This window comes from Paeniroseomonas aquatica (assembly GCF_030409335.1).
Classification (GTDB): Bacteria; Pseudomonadota; Alphaproteobacteria; order Acetobacterales; family Acetobacteraceae; genus Belnapia; species Belnapia aquatica.
Window position 1 is genome coordinate 24,731 of sequence record NZ_JAUFPN010000178.1, and the last position, 19,354, is coordinate 44,084.

Below are 19,354 nucleotides of genomic sequence, written 5' to 3' on the forward strand. Positions count from 1 at the left end.
CTCAGCCGCCGGCCAGCAGCCTCGGCAGGCTGGCCGCCAGCAGCACCGCGCCGGAGACCGCCAGCAGGCCGAGCACGATGCGCTGGAAGCCGATCTCGCCCAGCGCCTGGTAGGCCCGGGCGCCGAGCAGCGCCGAGGCGATGACGATCGGCACCATCACCGGGAAGAGCCAGGCCGCCTCGGCGGTGATGGTGCCGGTAACGAGGTAGCCGGTCATGGTGGTGACGTGCATGGTCAGGAAGACCAGCTGGAAGACGCTGCGCTGGGTGACCCGGTCCCAGCCGCGCAGCACGCACCAGAGCGTCGGGATCGGCCCCGGCAGGCCGCCGATGCCGCCCATGATGCCGCCGAGCATCCCGGCCACGCCGTCGGCCAGCTTCCCCCCATGGGCGATGCGCGGCAGCTTCGTCGCCAGCAGCATGGCCGGGCACCAGACCAGCAGCAGCGCCCCCAGCCCCGCCTGGAACATCTGCGGATTGACCCGCGGCAGCAGCACCACCCCGAGCGGCACCCCCGCCAGCCCGCCCAGGATGAAGGGGATGGCCCTGGGGATGGCCGAGACCTTCAGCAGCCGCATGCCCATGCCCTGGCCGATGATCGAGCAGAAGACCACCAGCGGCCCCGCCACCGCCGGCTCCAGCGCCCAGGACCAGAAGGCCATGGCCACCAGGCCGAAGGCGAAGCCGGACATGCCCTGGACGAAGCCGGCCACCGCGGCGCCGAGCAGGATCACGGCCATTCCCAATGTCACGCGCGCCGCCCCTGCCCTGTCAGTGGCCCGGGTTTTCGCCCGGCCCCGCGCGGGATACAACCGGGCCAAGGCTGACAACGAGGAAACCCAAGCATGTCCGAAACGCGCCGCTTCCGGGTCGGCTACCTCTCCTACGTGCCGCATCCCTCCTTCCTCGAGACCGCGGCGCGGCACCCGGAGGTGGAGGTGGTCCGCATCCCGCTCGACCAGCCGGAGGAGGGCGTGCTGGAAGGGCTGCAGGGGGTGGACGCCTATTACTGCATGGCCTCGCGCGACGAACTGCCGAGGCCCTTCCACGTCAGCGCCGCGCTGCTGGCGAAGCTGCCGCGGCTGCTGATGGTCGGCAGCACCGGCGCCGGCTACGACCCGATCGACCCGGTCGCCTGCACCGCCGCCGGCGTGCTGCTGGTGAACCAGGCCGGCGGCAATGCCGAGGGCGTGGCCGAGCATGCGGTCGGCATGATGCTGGCGCTGCTGAAGCGGATGCCGGAGGCCCAGGCGGCGATGCGCGCGGGCAAGGCAAAGGACCGCAGCGCGCTGATGGGCCGGGAGCTGCGCGGGCGCACGGTCGGGCTGGTCGGCATCGGCAATGTCGGCACCCGGGTGGCGGAGATCGTCCGCCTCGCCTTCTCCTGCCCGGTGCTGGCCTGCGACCCCTACGTCGATGCGGCGACCGTCGCGGCCCGCGGCGCCCGCAAGGTGGAGATGCCGGAGCTGCTGGCCGAGAGCGACGTGGTCAGCCTGCACCTGCCGCTCGCCCCCGACAGCCGCGGGCTGATGAATGCCGAAAGCTTCGCCCGCATGAGGCAGGGCGCGATCTTCGTGACCACGGCGCGGGGCAACATCCACGAGGAGCCGGCGCTGCAGGCGGCGCTGGCGAGCGGCCACCTCGCCGCCGCCGGTCTCGACGTCTGGGAGCAGGAGCCGCCGCCGCCCTCGCATCCGCTGCTGAACATGGACAACGTCATCGTCACCCAGCACACCGCCGGGGTGACGCACGAGAGCCGCAGCAACATCACGCGGATCGCGGCGCTCGCCTTCGTCGAGGCGGCGAATGGCCGGCTGCCGCCGCGGGTGATCAACCCGGAGGTCACCCCGCGCTTCGCCGCGCGCTACGAGGCCGCCTTCGGCCGGAAGCTGGCGGTCTAGCCGGCCACGCTGTCCCAGGCCCAGGGGCGCGCGGCGCTGTCCCTGGCCTGCCAGGCGAGGATCTCGGCCTCGCGCTGCCGGGTCAGGGCGATGTCGTCCAGGCCCTCCAGCAGCGCCTGCTTCTTCCGCGCATCGATGGCGAAGGGCAGCGCCTCGCCCCAGGGGGTCACCACCTCCTGGCGGCCGAGGTCCAAGGTGACCCGGGCATTGCCGGGGCTGGCTTCCATGGCCTCGGCGATGCGGCGGATCATGCCCAGCGGCAGCCGCACGGGCAGCAGGCCGTTCTGGAAGCAGTTGGCGTGGAAGATGTCGCCGAAGCTGGGGGCGATGACGCAGCGCAGCCCCATGCCCATCAAGGTCCAGACCGCCCCCTCGCGGGAGGAGCCGCAGCCGAAATTCTCCCCCGCCAGCAGGATCGGCGCGCCGGCGAAGGGCGGCTGGTCCAGCGGAAAGTCGGGGCGGCCGCGGAAGCGCTCGAAGCCGTAGGGGCCGAGGCCGTCCCGCGTCGAGCCGACCAGGCGCTGGACCGGGATGATCATGTCGGTATCGACATTGGCCCACATCAGGGGCGCGGCGAGGCCGGTGACGGTGGTGAAGGGCTGCATCAGGCGCGCCTCGGATCGGTGATGGCGCCGGCCAGCGCCGCGGCGGCGGCCATGGCCGGGCTGGCCAGGTGGGTGCGGGCGCCGGTGCCCTGGCGGCCCACGAAATTGCGGTTGCTGGTGGAGACGCTGCGGGCGCCGGGCGGCACCGTCTCGCCATTGGCGGCGACACACAGGGAGCAGCCGGGCTCGCGCCACGCGAAGCCGGCGGCGAGGAAGGCGCGGTCGAGCCCCTCGGCCTCGGCCTCGCGCTTCACCGTCTCGCTGCCCGGGACCACCCAGGCGGTGACATGCGGCGCGACCCGGCGGCCGCGCAGCATGGCGGCGGCGTCGCGCAGGTCCGAGAGCCGGCTGTTGGTGCAGGAGCCGATGAAGACCCAGTCCACCTTGGTGCCCTCGATCGGCCGGCCGGCCTCGAGGCCCATGTAGTCCAGCGCGGCGCGGTCGGCGGCGCTGGCGGGCGCGGGGATGCGGCCGGTGATGGGCAGCACCTGCTCGGGGCTGGTGCCCCAGGTGACCTGGGGGGCGATGTCGCCGGCCTCGATCCAGTGGTCGGCGTCGAAGGCGGCGTCGGGGTCGCTCGGCAGCCGGCGCCAGTCGGCCAGGGCGGCGTCCCAGGCGGCGCCCCTGGGGGCGAAGCGGCGGCCCGCCAGGTAGGCGTAGGTGGTCTCGTCCGGGGCGATGAGCCCCATCTTGGCGCCCAGCTCGATCGAGAGGTTGCAGAGTGTCAGCCGCGCCTCCAGCGGCAGGGCGCGGACCGCGGCGCCGGCGTATTCCACCGCGAAGCCGGTGCCGCCGGCGGTGCCGAAGCGGCCGATGGCGTGCAGGATCATGTCCTTGGCGGTGACGCCGGGCGGCAGGGTGCCCTCGAAGCGGATGCGCATGGCGCGCGGGCGGCGCTGCATCAGGGTCTGGGTCGCCAGCACGTGGCTGAGCTCGCTGGCGCCGATGCCGAAGGCGAGCGCGCCGACGCCGCCGTTTGTGCAGGTGTGGCTGTCGCCGCAGACCAGGGTGGTGCCGGGCAGCACGATGGCGAGCTCGGGCGCCATGACATGGACGATGCCCTGGCCGGGCTGGCCCAGGTCGAACAGGCGGATGCCGGTCTCCCGCGCGCGCTGCCGCAGCCCGGCGAGCGGCGCGGCGCCGCCGGGGAAGGTCTCCCCGGTGCGGCCGGGAGCGGTGGAGATGGCATGGTCCGGGGTGGCGAAGACCAGGTCGGGGCGGGCCAGGGCATGGCCGGCGGCGGCCACCTCGGCCAGCGCCCGGGCGCCGGAGAGGTCGTGCAGCAGCACGCGGTCGATGTGCAGCAGGGACCAGCCCTCGCCCAGGTCGGCGACGACATGCGGGTCCCACAGCTTGGCGAAGAGGGTCCTGGTCATCCGGTCATCATCGACCCGCCCGGTCTTGCGAGGCAAGGCTCCCCGGTCCAGCATTCCGCCAATCGCAAGGGGTTGGGGTCATGGTGGATCTGGTCATCACCGGGGATTGCGTGGTCACGCCGCACAGCATCGGGCCGGCCGACGTGGCGATCGCGGGGGGCAGGGTGGTGGCGGTGGCCGCGCCCGGCGCCTTCCCGATCTCGGCCGGGGCGCGGCTGATCGATGCGCGGGGCAAGATCGTGATGCCCGGCGGGATCGACCCGCATACCCATTGCCTCTGGCCGGTGGTGGTGCCGGACGGCACGCCGACCCTGACCCAGGGGCCTTCGGTGGTCGGCAAGGCCGCGCTCTTCGGCGGCACCACCACCATCATCGACTTCACCCGCTGGATGCACGGCAAGACCGTCATGGGCGCCATCGAGGAGCGGATGGCCGACTGGACCGCCGATGGCTGCCCCTGCGACTGGGCGCTGCACACCATGGTGGAGGGCGACCTGCCGCCCGAGATCCCCGGCCAGCTCGCCGAGGCCATCGCCGCCGGGCACCCGACGGTGAAGATCTTCACCACCGACATCACGCCATCGCGGAAGGGCCGCATGGTCGATTTCGGCGACATCTGGGAAGTCTTCCAGGTGCTGGCCAAGCACGGCGGCCTCGGCGTCATCCATGCCGAGGACAATGACATCGTCATGCACATGTACGCCAAGCTGTTCCGCGAGGGGCGCGCCGGCTTCGAGAACATGGCCGAGGTGCACAACACCCTGTCGGAGGACCTGTCCTTCCGCCGGGTGCTGCGGCTGGCCGAGCAGGTGCCGGGGACGGCGCTCTACATGCTGCATGTCTCGGCCGCCAACGGCGTGCAGGCGATCCGCGAGGCGCGGGCGAGGAACCTTCCCGTCTATGGCGAGAGCCTGCACCAGTACATGCTCTACACCTCCGAGGACTACAAGCGGCCGAACGGGCAGATGTACCACACCTATCCCTCCCTCAAGTCGCAGGCGGACCAAGATGCGCTGTGGCGCGGGGCGATGGACGGCAGCATCAATTGCGTGGCGACGGATGAGCTCTGCTGCTCGCTGGCGGTGAAGACGCAGGGCAACCGCATCGACGATACGACCGGCGGCAATTCCGGCGTCGAGCCGCGGGTCGCGGTGATGTATTCCGAGATGGTGGGCAAGCGTGGCTTCACGCTCCGGCAATTCGTCGATGCGGTCTCGACCAATGCGGCGAAGGTGATGGGGATGTATCCGCGGAAGGGTGCCATCGCCCCAGGGGCCGATGCCGACATCTGCATCCTGGATCCGGCGCTGAAGCGGACGGTGCGGGCCGAGGTGATGCACGAGGCCGACTACAGCCCCTGGGAGGGCCGGACCGTCGATGCCTGGCCGGCGATGACCATCCTGCGCGGCAAGATCATGGTCGAGGGTGACCAATGGCTCGGCGACATGGCCGATGGCCAGTGGATCCACCGCAGCATCCCGGCCGAGATCAGGGCCGGCGCCGCCTTGTGAGCCCACCGGAGCTGCGCGACCTGCTGGCGGATGCGCTGGCGCTCTGGGGGGTGCCGGGGCGCGTCGCGGTCGCCGAGGGCGGCGTGGCGCTGCGGGCGCCGGACGGCACGCCGCTGCGGGTGGTGGCGGCCGCGGCCGCCGACCGGCCGATCCGCTGGTGGGTGGAGAAACCGGGGCAGCGGCGGCCCTGCACCTCCGTCGTCGGGCTGCTGCGGACGTTGCGCAATGCGGTCGGCGCCGGGGATGGCGAGGCGCGGCGGCTGCGGGTGGCGATGCCATGATCCCGGTCTCGGTGGTGACGGGCTTCCTCGGCGCGGGCAAGACCACGCTGCTGCGGCGGGTGCTGGGCGACCCGGCGTGGGCGAACAGCGCCGTCATCGTCAACGAGTTCGGCGAGGTGCCGCTCGATCATGAGCTGCTGGCGGCCAGCGAGGAGGTGCTGGTCAATGTCTCGACCGGCTGCCTCTGCTGCGTGGTGCGCAGCGACCTGACGGCGACGCTGATGGAGCTGCTGCGGCAGCGCGCGGCGGGCACGGTGCCGCCCTATGCGCGGGTGCTGATCGAGACCTCGGGCCTGGCCGACCCGGCGCCGATCCTGCACGCGCTGATGACGGACGAGGCGGTGGCGGCGACCCACCGGCTGCAATCCGTGGTGACCCTGGTGGATGCGCTGCATGGCGCGGGCACGCTGGCGCGGCACCCGGAGGCGCAGCGCCAGGCGATGCTGGCCGACCGCATCCTGCTGACCAAGCCGGACCTCGGCGGCGACACCGCGGCGCTGGAAGCGGCGCTACGGGCCCACAACCCGGCGGCGCCGGTCCGCGCCGCGGTGCAGGGCGCGGTCGAGCCCGCCTGGCTCTTCGCCGCGGGCACCCTGCCGGAATTCCTCGATGCCAGCGCCCGGCACAGCGAAGGCGTCGCCGGCATCACCCTCGAGCGGGAGGCGCCGATCCCGGCCCTGGCGCTGACCCTCTGGATGCAGGCGCTGGCCGAGCATGCGGGCGCCCGGCTGCTGCGGCTGAAGGGGCTGGTGGCGCTGGCCGAGGACCCCGGCCGCCCGGTGGTGGTGCATGCCATCCAGCACATGGTGCATCCGCTGGAATGGCTGGAGGCCTGGCCCGGCGCCGATACCCGCAGCCGCATCGTGCTGATCGGCCAGGGCATCCCGCGCCACCTGCCGGCCCGGCTGCTGGCGGCGATCGAGGCGGAGGTGCGGGACGCCGGGGGCTAGGCGCCGGCGCCCTGCCCCGGCCCATTCCGGTCCGCATCCGGCAACGCCCCGGCACCGTCGACCCTGTTGTTGCGAGTGATTCCTAATTGCATAATTCATGTAGCTTGGGTAACCCCTCCTCCACCCAGGACGGAGCCGCCCCATGCCCATGCCTCGTGCCCACACCCGACGACCCTCGCGGCACGCCCATGGCGCCGTGCTGCTGCCGGCGATCCTGCTCGCGGCCATGCCGCCGCAGCCCGCCGCGGCCCAGCCGGCGGCGGTGACGCAGGAGGCCACGGCCCTGCCCGAGCTGAACGTGAATGCCGGGCTGCCGCGCGGGCATGGCCCGGTGCGCGGCTATGTCGCCGGGGTCAGCGCGACCGCGACCAAGACCGACACGCCGCTGCTCGAGACCCCGCAGTCTCTCTCGGTCGTCACCCGCGACCAGATCGAGGCGCAGGCGGCGCAGAACCTCAACGGGGCGCTGCGCTACACCCCCGGCATCGCCACCGATACCCGCGGCGCCGTGGCGCTGCGGCTGGACCAGTTCTCGGTGCGCGGCTTCACCGTGCCGCAATTCCTCGACGGCATGCGGCTGTTCGGCGGCCGCGACGCCAATCCCAGCGTCGACTTCTACCGGCTCGAGCGGATCGACGTGCTGCGCGGCCCGGCATCGGTCATGTACGGCCAGGCCAGCCCGGGCGGCGTCGTCAACCTCGTCAGCAAGCGCCCGACCGAGACGCCGCAGCGCGAATTGCTGCTGCAGGGCGGCAGCTACGGCACCTTCCGCGGCGGGCTCGACCTGAGCGGCGCGCTGAACGAGGACCGCACCATCCTCGGCCGGGTCGTCGGCTCCTACTACCGGTCCGATACCCAGATCGAGCAGGTGGAGGAGGAACGCTTCTACCTCGCGCCCTCGGTCACCTTCCGGCCCACTACCGATACCTCGATCACCCTGCTCGGGCTCTACCAGCGGGACCCGCAGGGCGGCTCCTACGGGTCGGTGCCGGCCTATGGCTCGGTGCTGGGCAATCCGAACGGCCGCGTCGCCACCAACCGCTGGGACGGCAACCCCGGCTTCGACCGGCTCAACCGGACGCAGTACCAGGTCGGCTACCTCGCCGAGCATCGCTTCAACGATGCCTTCACCCTGCGGCAGAACTTCCGATATGCCCATTCGGAGGGCTACTACCGGCAGCTCTACGGCACCTTCGGCGCCAACCTGCTGCCGGATTTCCGCACGGTGCAGCGCTCCACCACCGGCTCGGACGTCCGCTTCGACACCGTCACCGTCGACACCCACCTGCAGTCGAAGTTCGACACCGGGCCGCTGGGCCATACCCTGCTGACCGGCGTCGACTACTACAACACCAGCAGCCGGACCTTCAGCGGCTTCGACGCGGTCGCGCCCGCCTACGACCTCTACGCCCCGAACTTCGGCAGCCTCGCCATCCGGCCGCTGACCTACCAGACCAATGCCCGGCAGACCCAGAACAGCCTCGGCTTCTATGGCCAGGACCAGATCCGGATCGGGCGCGTGGCGCTGCAGCTCGGCGGCCGCTACGACCGCTACGACAGCGCGACCGAGACCGAGACCTTCGCCACCCGGCGGACGACGCGCAGCGAGCAGGAGGTCGGCGCCTTCACCGGCCGCGCGGGTCTCGTGTACCTCTTCGACAACGGCCTGGCGCCCTACCTCTCCTATGCCGAGAGCTTCGAGCCGCAGTCCGGCACCTTCGCCCCCGCGCGCGGGGCGGGCGCCTTCGAGCCGACCACCGGCCGGCAATACGAGGCCGGGCTCCGCTACCAGCCGCCCGGCACCAATGCGCTGTTCTCCGCCGCGGTCTTCGACCTCACCCGGCAGAACGTCCTGACCACCGACCCGAACGACAACCGCTATTCCGTGCAGACCGGCGAGGTCCGCTCCCGCGGCGTCGAGTTGGAAGCGAAGGCGAGCCTGGCGACCGGCCTCGAGGTGGTCGGCGCCTTCACCTGGCTCGACCACGAGGTCACCAGCAGCAACGCCACCGTGACCGAGAACCGCGGCATCGCCGGCGCCCCGACCCCGACCCGGCCGGAGAAGGGCACCACGCCGGTCGGCGTCCCGAGCGTGTTGGGCTCGGTCTGGGCCAACTACAGCTTCCAGCCGGACACCGCGCTGGAAGGGGCCGGGCTCGGCGGCGGCCTGCGCTACGTCGGCTCGAGCTGGGGCGATACCGCGAATACGCTGAAGGTGCCGGACTATACGCTGGTGGACCTCACGGCCCGCTACAACCTCGGCAAGCTCGGCGCCGCGAATACCGAGCTGCAGCTCAACGTCAGCAACCTGTTTGATAAGGAATACGTCTCCACCTGCAACACCTACGCCTGGTGCTGGTACGGCTTCCGCCGCAGCGTCATCGCCACCCTGCGGCACCGCTTCTGATGCGCGGCCCGCGCTGGCTCGGCATCCTGTCGCGCTGCATTGCCGCCGTCCTCGGCGGCTACCTGCTGGCGGCGCTGGTTGCCATCGGCTGCGCGCTGTGGCTCGGGCCGCCGCGGGCGGAGGCGGTGCTGGTCGGCATGCTGCTGAGCTTCGCGGTTCATGCCGGGGCGGTGATCTGGGTCTTCGCCGCGCGCAGCGCCCGGCGGGCCTGGGCTGGCCTCGCGGTGCCGACCCTGGCGCTGGGCGCGGCGCTGGCCCTGACCGGCGGCCTGCCATGAAGGAGGGCTTCCGCCAGTGCATGGCATGGCTGCATACCTGGTCCGGCCTGCTGGTCGGCTGGATCCTGTTCGCCATTTTCCTGACCGGCACCGCCGCCTACCTGCGGCCGGAGATCACCACCTGGATGCGGCCGGAACTGCACGCGACGGCTGCGGGGCCGGCGGCGGCCCAGGCCGCGCTCGATCACCTGCAGCAGGTCGCGCCCCGGTCGCCGAGCTGGTTCGTCAACCTGCCGGATGCGCGCCAGCCGGCGCTGCAGGTTTTATGGCGGGAGGCGGCGGCGGGCCGCCGCGGCTTCGCCAATGCCTGGCTCGACCCCGCCACCGGCGAGACGCTGACGGCGCGGGAGACCCGCGGCGGCGAGTTCTTCTACCGCTTCCATTTCCAGCTGCACTACCTGAACGTGCCCCTGGCGCGCTGGATCGTCAGCTTCTGCGCCATGATGATGCTGGTCGCCATCATCAGCGGCATCGTCACCCATCGCCGCATCTTCGCCGACTTCTTCACCTTCCGCCCCGGCAAGGGGTCGCGGTCCTGGATCGACGGCCATGCGCTGGTTGCCGTGGCGGCGCTGCCCTACCACCTGATGATCACCTATACCGGCCTCGTCACGCTGATGCTGATGACGATGCCCTGGGGCGCCGAGAAGGCCTATGGCGGCGACCGCGCCGCCTTCACCGCGGAGGTCTTCGGCACCGCCCCGCCCGGCCGCGCCGCAGGCCGGCCGGCGCCGCTCACCGCCGTCGCCCCGCTGCTGGAGGCCGCGACCCGGCATTGGCAGGGCGGCAGCGTCGGCCGCATCGCCGTGCAGCACCCGGGCGATGCCAATGCCACCATCCTGCTGACGCGGGACGATGCCGAGCGCATCTCCAGCAACCCGCAGACGCTGCTGTTCGACGGCACCACCGGGGCGCTGCTGGCGAGCGCGGGCGATACCGGCGGCGCCGCGGCGGCGACCCGCGGCGTGATGTACGGGCTGCACATCGGCCGCTTCGCCGGGCCGCTGCTGCGCGGGCTGCTGCTGCTGTCGGGGCTCGCCGGCACGGTCATGGTCGCCACCGGCTGCCTCCTCTGGGCGGTGAAGATCCGGCAGCAGGCGCTGAAGCGGGGGCGGATCGGCTTCGGCCTCCGGCTGGTCGAGCATCTCAACGTCGCCGCCATCGCCGGATTGCCGGTGGCCATGGCGGGTTTCTTCTGGGCCAACCGGGTGCTGCCGCCGGGCCTCGCCGGGCGGGCGGAGTGGGAGATCCACCTGTTCTTCATCGCCTGGGCGATCTGCCTGCTGCATCCGCTGCTGCGGCGCGGCCGGCAGGCCTGGATCGACCAATTCGCCGCCGGGGGGTTGATGTTCGCGCTGCTGCCGGTGGTGAGCCTGGTCACGACCGAGCGGCATCTCGGCGTGACCCTCGCCGCGGGCGACTGGGCCTTCGCCGGCTTCGAGTTCGGGCTGCTGGCCATCGGCGCGGCGCTCGGGGCGATCGCCTGGCGGCTGGCCCGGCGCCGCCCGGCCGCGGCAGTGGCGCCGCAGCGCCGTCAGCCCACGGCCCGGCTCGCCGCGGGGGCGGCGGAATGATCGCGCTGTCCCTCGCCCTGGCCTATGCCGGCTTCACCGCGCTGAGCCTGGCAATGGAGCGGCACCATGAGCAGGCCCATGGGCATCGCCGCATCCCCGCCGGCCGGCGCCGCCTGCTGCGGATCGCCGGCTGGGGCTTGGTCGCGGCCTCGCCGGCGCCCTGCATCGCCCTGGCCGGCTGGGGCGATGGCAGCGTGCTGTGGTGCGGGCTGCTGACCGCGGCGCTGCTGCCGCTCGCCCTGCTGCTGGCCTATGCGCCGCGCGTGGTGGCCGCCTCGGCCGTGGTGGCACTGCCCGCCGCAGCGGTCGCGGCGCTGCTCGGCGCCTGATCGCCCAGGGCTTCCGCGACGATCGTGTTATCCGCGGTGGCGGCGAAGCCCGGCTTGCGGGTGATGGCGCCGGCCGAGGCCATCGCCGTCTCAAGCCGGGTGAAGGCCTCCTCGGGGTAGTAGGGATCCTGGGTCCAGAGGCCGAGCGCCTGGTAGCGGGCGATGCAGCGGGCCAGCCTTGCCGGCGGCATGTCCGGGAAATAGCCGGCGATGGTGGCGGCGATCGCCTCGGGCGCGGTGGCGGCGAACCAGGCCAGGGTCTTCGCCAGGCCACGCAGCATGGCCTGGAACTCGGCGCGGCGCGCCTGCATGCGCCCGGTGCTGCTGGTGAAGCTGGTATAGCCGGTGAGGCCGCGCCCGGCCGCGACATGCCAGACATGGGCCGTGCCGGCTTCCTCGGCCATGGTCACGAAGGGCTCGAAAACCTGCGCCACGTCCAGGGTGCCGGCGGCGACGGCGGCGAGGTTCTCCGCCATGCCGCGGTCCGCGACGCGCCGCAGCGTGGTGGGGTCGAGCCCGGCCTGGCGGATATCCTCCTGCAGGGTCCACCAGGGGGTCGGCACCTCGGACACGCTGCCGAGGGTGAGCCCGGCCAGGTCCTTGAGGGTGAAATCCGGCCGCGGCGCGCGGCCGACCAGGAAGAAGGGGTCGCGCATCACCACCGCGCCGAAGTTCCGCAGCGGGCTGGCCGGGTCCGCCTCATGCGCCAGCAGGATGCGCATCGGCCCGCCCCAGGCGAGGTCCGCCAGGCCCGCCAGCACCGCATCCTTGGCATCGGCCGGGACGGTGCCGGTGCGGAGCGTGACCTCCACGCCCTCCGCCGCGTAGTCGCCGCGGGCCAGCGCCGCGTAGAAGGGCGCGTAGAAGACCGCGCGGAAGGGTTCCTGGAGGGTGATCGGATGCAGGGCCATGCGCCAGCCTGGCGCATCCGGGGCAGGTGGGAAAGCCGTACGCCCCGACCTTGCCTTGCCCCCTGCGGCGGTGGTCAAGTGCCGGCCAATGGGAGGGGCCGGATGATCGATACGAAGGGCCTGTTCGGGCTCGAGGGCTCGACGGCGATGGTGACCGGCGCCTCGGGCGCGCTCGGGGCGCATTTCGCCCGGGTGCTGCACGCGGCGGGCGCCCGGGTGGTGCTGGCGGCACGGCGGGTCGAGGCGCTGGAGGCGCTGGCGGCGGAACTCGGCGCGGGCGCCGCGGCGGTGGCGCTCGACGTGGCCCGGCCCGAGAGCGTGGCCGCCGCCTTCGAGGCCGCCGAGGCCGCCTTCGGCGCCCCCTGCGACCTCATCGTGAACAACGCCGGCATCGCCGTCTCCGGCCCGGCGCTGCAGCAGACCGCGGCGGATTGGGACAGCGTGCTCGACGTCAACCTGCGCGGCTGCTTCCTGGTGGCGACCGAGGCGGCGCGGCGGCTGGTGGCGGCCAAGCGCGGCGGCGCCATCGTCAACATCGCCTCGATCGGCGGGCTGCGGATTTTGCAGGGCGTCGTGGGCTATACCGCCTCCAAGGCCGGGCTGGTGCAGATGACGAAGCAGCTCGCGGTCGAATGGGCGCGCTACGGCATCAGGGTGAATGCGCTCTGCCCCGGCTATGTCGAGACGCCGATCAATACCGAATTCTTTGCCTCCGAGGCCGGGCAGGCCGTGGTCAGGCGGGTGCCGCAGCGGCGCCTGGGCCAGCCGGCCGACCTGACCGGGCCCTTGTTGCTTCTCGCCTCCCCAGCCGGCGCGCACATGACAGGCGCGGCGCTGGTGGTGGATGGCGGACATTCCGTGAACGCGCTCTAGGACAGACAGATGATCGATTTCAGCCTTCCCCCCGAGGTCGAGGCGACCCGGGCCCGCATCCGCGACTTCGTCGAGCAGCGGCTGATCCCGCTCGAGAGCGATCCGGCGAGCTTCGATGAGCACGAGAACATCACCCCCGAGCTGCTGGGCCGCATGCGGGCGCAGGCCAAGGCCGAGGGGCTCTGGGCGCTGGGCATGCCGAAGGAGCGGGGCGGCGGCGGCTATCCCATGACGGCGCTGGCCGCCTTCTACGAGGAGATGAACCGCAGCATCTTCGGCCCGGTGGTCTTCCATGGCGCCGCGCCGGACGACGGCAACATGCGGGTGCTGAACATGGTCGGCACCGAGGCGCAGAAGACGCGCTGGCTGCAGCCGATCATCGATGGCGAAGTGCAGTCGAGCTTCGCCATGACCGAGCCCGACGGCTGCGGCAGCGATCCCTCGATGACCTATACCAAGGCCGAGCGGAAGGGGAACGACCGCTGGGTCATCAGCGGGCGCAAGCACTACATCACCGGCGCCGGCACCTCGAAGCATTTCATCCTGATGGCGCGCACGGGGGAGGATGACCGGACCGGGCTGACCGCCTTCCTCTTCCATGCCGACCAGCCCGGCTGGAAGATCATCCGTCGCATCCCGATCATGGGGCCGGAGGAGCACGGCGGGCATTGCGAACTGGAATTCGACGGGCTCGAGGTCACCGACGACAACATCCTCATGGGCGTCGGCGACGGGCTGCGGGTGACGCAGATCCGCCTCGGTCCGGCCCGCCTCACCCATTGCATGCGCTGGACCGGCATGGGGCGCCGCGCGCTCGAGATCGCCATGGCGCATATCGAGCAGCGCCGCAGCTTCGGCACCCGCCTGGTCGAGAAGGAGGCGGTGCAGCAGATGGTCGGCCAGGCGGCGATGGAGCTCGAGATCGGCCGTCTCCTGACCATGCGCGCGGCCTGGCTGCTCGACCAGGGGAGCCTGGCGCGGAAGGAGGTCTCCATGGCCAAGATCGTGGTCGCGGATGCGCTGCAGAAGGCGGTCGATACCTCGCTGCAGCTGCTCGGCGCCAAGGGCTATTCCAAGGACACCCCGGTCGAGTGGATGTACCGCTACGCCCGCCAGGCGCGGCTGGTCGATGGCGCTTCGGAAGTCCACCGGATGGTGCTGGCCAATTTCCTCCGCCGCCAGGGGAAGGATTTCTTCGCCTGGGGGACCAATCGTGGATGACGGCGACCTGCCGCGGCAGGCGGCCAATCATGTGCCGCTCTCGCCGATCTCCTTCCTGCTGCGGGCGGCGCGGATCTATCCGCACCGGACCGCGGTCGTGCATGGGGCGCGGCGATACACCTACGCGGAGATGGCAGAGCGTAGCCGGCGGCTCGCCTCGGCGCTGAGGCGGGCGGGGGTCGGGGCCGGCGACGTGGTCGCCATCATGGCGCCGAATACGCCGGAGATGCTGGAGGCGCATTACGGCGTGCCGATGGCCGGCGCGGTGCTGCTGACGATCAACATCCGGCTGGACGGGCCGGCGATCGGCTTCATCCTGCGGCATTCCAAAGCGAAGTTCCTGCTGGTGGACCGGGAGTTCACCAAGGTGGTGCGTGGGGCGGTGCCGGAGGGCCTGCCGGTGGTCGATATCGTCGACAGCGAGGCGCCGGCGGGCGAGCCGCTGAGCGACCAGGACTACGAGGCCTTCCTCGCCGGTGGCGATCCGGCGGCGGCGATCCACACGCCGGCGGATGAGTGGGAGGCGATCAGCCTCTCCTATACCTCGGGCACCACGGGCAACCCGAAGGGCGTGGTGGCGCATCATCGCGGCGCCTACCTGAATGCCACGGCGAATGCGCTTGCCTTCACCCTCACGCCGCGCAGCGTCTATCTCTGGACCTTGCCGATGTTCCACTGCAACGGCTGGACCTATACCTGGGCGGTGACCCTGCAGGGCGGCACGCATGTCTGCCTGCGACGGGTCGAGCCGGGCGCCATCTTCGCCGCCATCGCCGAGCATGGCGTGACCCATATGTGCGCGGCGCCGATCGTCCTCACGCTGCTGATCCATGCGCCGGAGGAGCAGAAGCGGCGCTTCGACCATGCGGTGGCGATCGCCACCGGCGGGGCCGCGCCCCCCTCCCCGGTCATCGCCCAGATGGAGGCGATGGGCTTCTCCGTCACGCATCTCTATGGGCTGACCGAATGCTACGGCCCGGCGACCATCTGCCTCTGGCAGCCGGGGCTGGACGAGATGCCGTTGGACGCCAAGGCCGCCTTCATGGCGCGCCAGGGCGTCAACCATCCGATGCTGGAGGAGGCCGCGGTGCTGGATGCCGCCACCATGGTGCCGGTGCCGATGGATGGGCGCACGCTCGGCGAGGTGATGCTGCGCGGCAATACCGTGATGAAGGGCTATCTCCGCAACCCCGACGCCAATGAAGCCGCCTTCGCGGGGGGCTGGTTCCACACCGGCGACCTCGGCGTGATGCACCCGGACGGCTATATCGAGGTGAAGGACCGGGCCAAGGACATCGTCATCTCCGGCGGTGAGAACATCTCGACCCTTGAGGTGGAGGAGGTGCTCTATGCCCATCCCGGCATCATGGAGGCCGCCGTCGTCGCCGAGCCGGATGGGAAATGGGGCGAGGTGCCGCATGCCTTCGTCACGCCGAAGCCGGGCGGGCCGCCGCCGAGCGAGGCGGAGGTGATCGCCTGGTGCCGCGGGCGGCTGGCGCATTTCAAATGCCCGAAGCGGGTGAGTTTCGGGCCGCTGCCCAAGACCTCGACCGGCAAGATCCAGAAATTCGAACTGCGCGGGCGGCTGCGCCCCGTGTAGCCTGCCCGAAAATCGGGAGGCCAATCCAATGAAGACGACGCGCCGGCTGCTGCTCGCGGCCCCTGCCCTGCTCGCCGGCCCGGTGCGGGCGCAGGCCTGGCCGGACCGGCCGATCCGCATCATCGTCCCCTATACCCCCGGCGCCTTCAACGACACGCTGGCGCGGCTGGTCGGCGAGCGCATGGGCGATGCGGTCGGGCAGATCGGCGTGGTGGAGAACCGGCCGGGGGCGAGCGGGTCGCTCGCCATCGCCGCGACGGCCCAGGCGACGGACCACCACACCATCGCCGTCGCCAATACCGCCAACCTGACGATGAACCCCTTCCTCTTTGCCAATACCGGCTATGATTCGACCAGGGACATCGCCCCGCTCTGCGTCGCCGCGCGGCTGATGAACTGCCTGGTGGTGAACAGCGACAGCGGCATCACCAGCCTGGCGGGGCTGATCGAGCGGGTGAAGGCGGGGCCGGGCACGCTGAGCTACTACAGCTCCGGCGCCGGCAGCAGCCCGCACCTGGCGGCGGAGCTCTTCCGGGTGAAGGCGGGGCTCGAGATGGTGCACGTGCCCTATCGCGGCAGTGCGCCGGCGATCGCCGACCTGATCGGCGGGCGGGTCGACCTCGGCATCGACAACCTGCCGAACGTGCTGCCGAACATCCAGGGTGGGCGGTTGCGGGCGCTCGCGGTGACCGGCAATGCGCGCGACGTGGCGTTGCCCGATGTGCCGACGTTCGCCGAGGCGGGGCTGGCGGATTACGAGGTCTATGTCTGGTTCGGCTTCATCGGCTCGGCGAGCATGCCTGCCCCGGTGCGGGACCGGCTCTCGGCGGCGATCATCGGCATCGTGCAGGGGGCGGAGACGGCGGAGAAGATCCGCCGCGGCGGGGCGGCGGTCTGGCCGCAGGATCAGGGCCAGTTCGCCGCGCTGATCCGCAGCGAGCTGACCAAATGGGACGGCGTGATCAAGGCCGCCGGCCTGAAGCTGGAATAGCCGCGGCCTCCCCGCACGGCCAATGCCAACTCAGAAAAATAGATGAGGGGTCCGGGGAGAATACCTTCTCCCCGGCCTTTGCCTTCCCTGTCACGCAATCTCCCGCACCAGCTTCGCCCGCAGCGCGCGGGCGATATCCCGCCGGTCCTCCGCACTGACGACGAAGGCGCCGGGCCCGCCGATCACCTCACGCCGGTAGGTCTCGGCCAGCGGCTCGCCGAAGCGGGTGACCTGGCCGGCGGCGGCGACGGCGAGTGCATTGATGGTGATGCCGGCGGCGACGGCGGCATCGCGGGCGGTGGCGGCGGGGATCAGGGAGCGCAGGTCGGGGCCGTCGCCCGAGAGGTCGATGACCCGCTCCACCGCACGGAAGGGCGCGGCGGCGATCAGCCGGGTGCAGTGCTCCAGCGCATCGCCGATGGCGTTCCAGCTCTGCGGGCTGCGCGGGGCGGCGAGCACGGCCTCCGCCAGGGCGCGGGCGCCGGCGGCATCGGCGACGCGCATCCATTCCACCACCGTCGCGGCGCCGCCGGGCGAGCCCCATTCGACCATCGCCACGCCGACGGCGCCGCGCGGCTTCGCCCCGATGGCGGCCAGCACGGCGGGGTGGGAGAGCGCCTCGGCATAGCCCTCGCGTTGGAGCTGGAATTCATCGGCGTCGATCGAGCCGGAGGCGTCGACGGCGAGGACGAGCAGCGCATCCACTTCCCGCCCCTGGGCCAGGGCTGGGGTGGCGGCCAGGCTGGCGAGCAGGGGGCGGCGGCGCATGCGGGGCTCCTCGCACAAGGGATGGTGTGCCGCTGGCGCTTGGCGAGCGGCGCCGGTCCGCGCATCCTGCGGCCCAACCAGGGAGACGGCCATGCCGAGTTGCACCGTGAACGGCTATTCGATGGAATTCGTGGAGGCGGGCCAGGGCGAGCCGGTGGTGCTGATCCATGGCTCGCTGAACGACTACCGCTACTGGGCGCCGCAGATGGAGCCGCTCGGCGCGGCCTACCGCGTGGTGGCGCCGAGCCTGCGGCATTACTGGCCGGAGCGCTGGGACGGCAGCGGCGAGGGCTTCCGGATCGACCAGCACGTGGAGGACATGGCGGCCTTCCTCGCCGCGCTCGGCCAGGGGCCGGTGCGGCTGATCGGCCATTCCCGCGGCGGGCATATCGCCTTCCGCCTGGCGGAACGGCACCCCGGGCTGATCGGCCGGCTGGTGCTGGCGGAGCCGGGTGGCGAGCTGGACGAGAGCCTGGGCGGCGCGCCGGTGGCGGGGCCCGGACGGCAGGCGCAGGCCTTCGCCGAGGCGGCGGCGCTGGTGAAGTCCGGCGACGTCGAGGGCGGGCTGCGCCGCTTCGCCGAGCATACCGGCGGCCCCGGCGCCTGGGAGAAGCGGAGCGAGACCCGCAAGACGATCGGCCGCGACAATGCGCATACGCTCGCCGGGCAGATCGACGAACGGCGCCGCCCCTTCTCCCGCGCCGCGGCCGAGAGCATCCGGGTGCCGACGCTGCTGGTGCATGGCGCCAATACCCAGCCGAGCTTCATCGCCATCATTGATGCGCTGGAGAGGACGATGCCGGGCTTCGCCGGACGGGTGAGCATCCCGGATGCGGCGCATGGCATGAGCAGCGACAACCCCGCCGCCTTCAACGCCGCGGTGCTGGCCTTCCTGGAGGCGCGCTGAGATGCGCAGCGTCGTCGTCACCGGCGGCAGCGGCAAGGCGGGGCGCGCCGCGATCCGCGAGCTGCTGGCGCATGGCTATAGCGTGATGAACGTGGATGTGGCGCCGCCGGCCGAGCCGCTCTGCCACTTCCTCAAGGCCGACCTCAACGACCTGGGCCAGGCGGTGGATGCGCTGCGCCGCGCGGCCGGCACGGTGGACCGGCGGCGGGAGCCGCTGGGGCAGCCCTTCGCGGTGGTGCACATGGCGGGCATCCCGGCGCCGGGACTGGCCCCCGATGCCGTCACCTTCCAGAACAACCTGATGACCACCTACAACATCTTCAGCGCGGCGACCCTACTGGGGCTGGAGCGGGTGGTCTGGGCCTCGTCGGAGACGACCTACGGCCTGCCGCTGACCCGCTCCCCGCCCGCCTTCGCCCCGGTGACCGAAGAGCATGCGCTGGTGCCGGAGAGCGGCTATGCGCTCGCCAAGGTGCTCTGCGAGCGGATGGCGGAGGAGATGCACCGCTGGAACCCGGCGACGCGCTTCGTCGGCTTCCGCATCTCGAACATCCTGGAAGAGGCGGATTACGCGCTGATCCCCGGCTTCCAGGCGGATGAGACGCTGCGGCGCTGGAACCTCTGGAGCTGGGTGGACAGCCGCGACGTCGGCCTCGCCTGCCGGCTGGCGCTGGAGGCCGAGGTGCCGGGCTGCGACGTCTTCACCATCGCCGCCGCGGATACACTGATGGAGCGGCCGAGCGCGGCGCTGATGGCGGCGCATTTCCCCAACGTGCCGCTGCGCGCGGTGGCGGAGCATGGCACGCTGCTCAGCATCGACAAGGCGCGGCGGATGCTGGGCTACCAGCCCCGTCATAGCTGGCGGTCGTAGG

The 19,354-nt window shown here is 71.9% G+C and carries 19 protein-coding genes; 14 read left to right on the top strand and 5 right to left on the bottom strand.

The annotated features are described in order from the left end of the window. Nucleotide 1: 1 nt before the first annotated feature. Nucleotides 2-739 carry a sulfite exporter TauE/SafE family protein gene (locus QWZ14_RS19375; RefSeq protein ID WP_290318466.1) on the bottom strand — a complete coding sequence of 246 codons (738 nt, stop codon included), beginning with the start codon at nucleotides 737-739 and terminating at the stop codon, nucleotides 2-4. Nucleotides 740-844: 105 nt separating this feature from the next. Between QWZ14_RS19375 and QWZ14_RS19380 the strand changes: the two genes are divergently transcribed. Then, nucleotides 845-1,900, top strand: a complete 1,056-nt coding sequence (locus QWZ14_RS19380) for a hydroxyacid dehydrogenase (protein WP_290318467.1) — start codon at nucleotides 845-847, stop codon at nucleotides 1,898-1,900. Here the strand turns inward: QWZ14_RS19380 and leuD are convergent. Together leuD and leuC are read right to left on the bottom strand one after the other, a co-directional pair. Beyond that, nucleotides 1,897-2,505 carry a 3-isopropylmalate dehydratase small subunit gene (gene leuD, locus QWZ14_RS19385; protein WP_290318468.1) on the bottom strand — a complete coding sequence of 203 codons (609 nt, stop codon included), beginning with the start codon at nucleotides 2,503-2,505 and terminating at the stop codon, nucleotides 1,897-1,899. The two genes, QWZ14_RS19380 and leuD, sit on opposite strands and share 4 nt — an antisense overlap. Further along, nucleotides 2,505-3,881 carry a 3-isopropylmalate dehydratase large subunit gene (gene leuC, locus QWZ14_RS19390; RefSeq protein WP_290318469.1) on the bottom strand — a complete coding sequence of 459 codons (1,377 nt, stop codon included), beginning with the start codon at nucleotides 3,879-3,881 and terminating at the stop codon, nucleotides 2,505-2,507. Before leuC ends, leuD begins: the two co-directional genes overlap by 1 nt. Before the next feature lie 80 nt (nucleotides 3,882-3,961). Here leuC and QWZ14_RS19395 point away from each other — a divergent pair, with 80 nt between their 5' ends. The 7 genes from QWZ14_RS19395 (at nucleotide 3,962) to QWZ14_RS19425 (ending at nucleotide 11,211) form a co-directional block, all read left to right on the top strand. Next, the gene (locus QWZ14_RS19395; protein WP_290318470.1) at nucleotides 3,962-5,392 is read left to right on the top strand and encodes an amidohydrolase family protein; all 1,431 of its coding nucleotides are present in this window, start codon (nucleotides 3,962-3,964) and stop codon (nucleotides 5,390-5,392) included. After that, nucleotides 5,389-5,673, top strand: a complete 285-nt coding sequence (locus QWZ14_RS19400; RefSeq protein ID WP_290318471.1) for a hypothetical protein — start codon at nucleotides 5,389-5,391, stop codon at nucleotides 5,671-5,673. The genes QWZ14_RS19395 and QWZ14_RS19400 overlap by 4 nt, the downstream gene beginning before the upstream one ends. Continuing rightward, nucleotides 5,670-6,623, top strand: coding sequence for a CobW family GTP-binding protein (locus tag QWZ14_RS19405; RefSeq protein ID WP_290318472.1), 954 nt, complete (start codon nucleotides 5,670-5,672; stop codon nucleotides 6,621-6,623). Before QWZ14_RS19400 ends, QWZ14_RS19405 begins: the two co-directional genes overlap by 4 nt. A gap of 142 nt (nucleotides 6,624-6,765) precedes the next feature. After that, nucleotides 6,766-9,030, top strand: coding sequence for a TonB-dependent siderophore receptor (locus QWZ14_RS19410; RefSeq protein ID WP_290318473.1), 2,265 nt, complete (start codon nucleotides 6,766-6,768; stop codon nucleotides 9,028-9,030). Beyond that, nucleotides 9,030-9,308 carry a DUF3649 domain-containing protein gene (locus QWZ14_RS19415; protein ID WP_290318474.1) on the top strand — a complete coding sequence of 93 codons (279 nt, stop codon included), beginning with the start codon at nucleotides 9,030-9,032 and terminating at the stop codon, nucleotides 9,306-9,308. The genes QWZ14_RS19410 and QWZ14_RS19415 overlap by 1 nt, the downstream gene beginning before the upstream one ends. A gap of 20 nt (nucleotides 9,309-9,328) precedes the next feature. Then, nucleotides 9,329-10,882, top strand: a complete 1,554-nt coding sequence (locus QWZ14_RS19420; RefSeq protein WP_290318475.1) for a PepSY-associated TM helix domain-containing protein — start codon at nucleotides 9,329-9,331, stop codon at nucleotides 10,880-10,882. Further along, nucleotides 10,879-11,211, top strand: coding sequence for a DUF3325 domain-containing protein (locus QWZ14_RS19425; RefSeq protein ID WP_290318476.1), 333 nt, complete (start codon nucleotides 10,879-10,881; stop codon nucleotides 11,209-11,211). The genes QWZ14_RS19420 and QWZ14_RS19425 overlap by 4 nt, the downstream gene beginning before the upstream one ends. Here the strand turns inward: QWZ14_RS19425 and QWZ14_RS19430 are convergent. Then, nucleotides 11,133-12,122 carry an ABC transporter substrate-binding protein gene (locus QWZ14_RS19430; protein WP_290318477.1) on the bottom strand — a complete coding sequence of 330 codons (990 nt, stop codon included), beginning with the start codon at nucleotides 12,120-12,122 and terminating at the stop codon, nucleotides 11,133-11,135. The genes QWZ14_RS19425 and QWZ14_RS19430 overlap by 79 nt on opposite strands. 102 nt (nucleotides 12,123-12,224) lie before the next feature. On the opposite strand from QWZ14_RS19430, the gene QWZ14_RS19435 reads away from it, so the two are divergent. The 4 genes from QWZ14_RS19435 to QWZ14_RS19450 are packed head-to-tail and all read left to right on the top strand — an operon-like array spanning nucleotide 12,225 to nucleotide 16,807. Next, nucleotides 12,225-12,995, top strand: a complete 771-nt coding sequence (locus QWZ14_RS19435) for an SDR family NAD(P)-dependent oxidoreductase (RefSeq protein ID WP_290318478.1) — start codon at nucleotides 12,225-12,227, stop codon at nucleotides 12,993-12,995. 9 nt (nucleotides 12,996-13,004) lie between these two features. Beyond that, nucleotides 13,005-14,216, top strand: a complete 1,212-nt coding sequence (locus QWZ14_RS19440; protein ID WP_290318479.1) for an acyl-CoA dehydrogenase family protein — start codon at nucleotides 13,005-13,007, stop codon at nucleotides 14,214-14,216. Then, the gene (locus tag QWZ14_RS19445) at nucleotides 14,209-15,816 is read left to right on the top strand and encodes an acyl-CoA synthetase (protein WP_290318480.1); all 1,608 of its coding nucleotides are present in this window, start codon (nucleotides 14,209-14,211) and stop codon (nucleotides 15,814-15,816) included. Before QWZ14_RS19440 ends, QWZ14_RS19445 begins: the two co-directional genes overlap by 8 nt. Before the next feature lie 28 nt (nucleotides 15,817-15,844). Next, nucleotides 15,845-16,807 (top strand): Bug family tripartite tricarboxylate transporter substrate binding protein, encoded by a 963-nt coding sequence (locus tag QWZ14_RS19450; protein WP_290318481.1) that lies wholly within the window; start codon nucleotides 15,845-15,847, stop codon nucleotides 16,805-16,807. A 90-nt stretch (nucleotides 16,808-16,897) separates the two neighbouring features. Here the strand turns inward: QWZ14_RS19450 and QWZ14_RS19455 are convergent, their stop codons facing one another. After that, a complete protein-coding gene (locus QWZ14_RS19455) occupies nucleotides 16,898-17,575 on the bottom strand; it encodes a DUF1194 domain-containing protein (protein WP_290318482.1) in 678 nt (225 codons plus the stop codon). Nucleotides 17,576-17,666: 91 nt separating this feature from the next. Here QWZ14_RS19455 and QWZ14_RS19460 point away from each other — a divergent pair, with 91 nt between their 5' ends. Together QWZ14_RS19460 and QWZ14_RS19465 are read left to right on the top strand one after the other, a co-directional pair. Beyond that, nucleotides 17,667-18,482, top strand: a complete 816-nt coding sequence (locus QWZ14_RS19460; protein ID WP_290318483.1) for an alpha/beta fold hydrolase — start codon at nucleotides 17,667-17,669, stop codon at nucleotides 18,480-18,482. Nucleotide 18,483: 1 nt separating this feature from the next. Beyond that, complete coding sequence (locus tag QWZ14_RS19465) at nucleotides 18,484-19,353, top strand: NAD-dependent epimerase/dehydratase family protein (protein WP_290318484.1); 870 nt, start codon at nucleotides 18,484-18,486, stop codon at nucleotides 19,351-19,353. Nucleotide 19,354 lies beyond the last annotated feature (1 nt).

What these genes read in the sequence shown, in the direction of transcription:
- QWZ14_RS19375 (WP_290318466.1), bottom strand. Translation starts at nt 739, where the DNA reads ATGGCCGTGATCCTGCTCGGCGCCGCGGTGGCCGGCTTCGTCCAGGGC.
- QWZ14_RS19380 (WP_290318467.1), top strand. Translation starts at nt 845, where the DNA reads ATGTCCGAAACGCGCCGCTTCCGGGTCGGCTACCTCTCCTACGTGCCG.
- leuD (WP_290318468.1), bottom strand. Translation starts at nt 2,505, where the DNA reads ATGCAGCCCTTCACCACCGTCACCGGCCTCGCCGCGCCCCTGATGTGG.
- leuC (WP_290318469.1), bottom strand. Translation starts at nt 3,881, where the DNA reads ATGACCAGGACCCTCTTCGCCAAGCTGTGGGACCCGCATGTCGTCGCC.
- QWZ14_RS19395 (WP_290318470.1), top strand. Translation starts at nt 3,962, where the DNA reads ATGGTGGATCTGGTCATCACCGGGGATTGCGTGGTCACGCCGCACAGC.
- QWZ14_RS19405 (WP_290318472.1), top strand. Translation starts at nt 5,670, where the DNA reads ATGATCCCGGTCTCGGTGGTGACGGGCTTCCTCGGCGCGGGCAAGACC.
- QWZ14_RS19410 (WP_290318473.1), top strand. Translation starts at nt 6,766, where the DNA reads ATGCCCATGCCTCGTGCCCACACCCGACGACCCTCGCGGCACGCCCAT.
- QWZ14_RS19415 (WP_290318474.1), top strand. Translation starts at nt 9,030, where the DNA reads ATGCGCGGCCCGCGCTGGCTCGGCATCCTGTCGCGCTGCATTGCCGCC.
- QWZ14_RS19420 (WP_290318475.1), top strand. Translation starts at nt 9,329, where the DNA reads ATGGCATGGCTGCATACCTGGTCCGGCCTGCTGGTCGGCTGGATCCTG.
- QWZ14_RS19425 (WP_290318476.1), top strand. Translation starts at nt 10,879, where the DNA reads ATGATCGCGCTGTCCCTCGCCCTGGCCTATGCCGGCTTCACCGCGCTG.
- QWZ14_RS19430 (WP_290318477.1), bottom strand. Translation starts at nt 12,122, where the DNA reads ATGGCCCTGCATCCGATCACCCTCCAGGAACCCTTCCGCGCGGTCTTC.
- QWZ14_RS19435 (WP_290318478.1), top strand. Translation starts at nt 12,225, where the DNA reads ATGATCGATACGAAGGGCCTGTTCGGGCTCGAGGGCTCGACGGCGATG.
- QWZ14_RS19440 (WP_290318479.1), top strand. Translation starts at nt 13,005, where the DNA reads ATGATCGATTTCAGCCTTCCCCCCGAGGTCGAGGCGACCCGGGCCCGC.
- QWZ14_RS19450 (WP_290318481.1), top strand. Translation starts at nt 15,845, where the DNA reads ATGAAGACGACGCGCCGGCTGCTGCTCGCGGCCCCTGCCCTGCTCGCC.
- QWZ14_RS19455 (WP_290318482.1), bottom strand. Translation starts at nt 17,575, where the DNA reads ATGCGCCGCCGCCCCCTGCTCGCCAGCCTGGCCGCCACCCCAGCCCTG.
- QWZ14_RS19460 (WP_290318483.1), top strand. Translation starts at nt 17,667, where the DNA reads ATGCCGAGTTGCACCGTGAACGGCTATTCGATGGAATTCGTGGAGGCG.
- QWZ14_RS19465 (WP_290318484.1), top strand. Translation starts at nt 18,484, where the DNA reads ATGCGCAGCGTCGTCGTCACCGGCGGCAGCGGCAAGGCGGGGCGCGCC.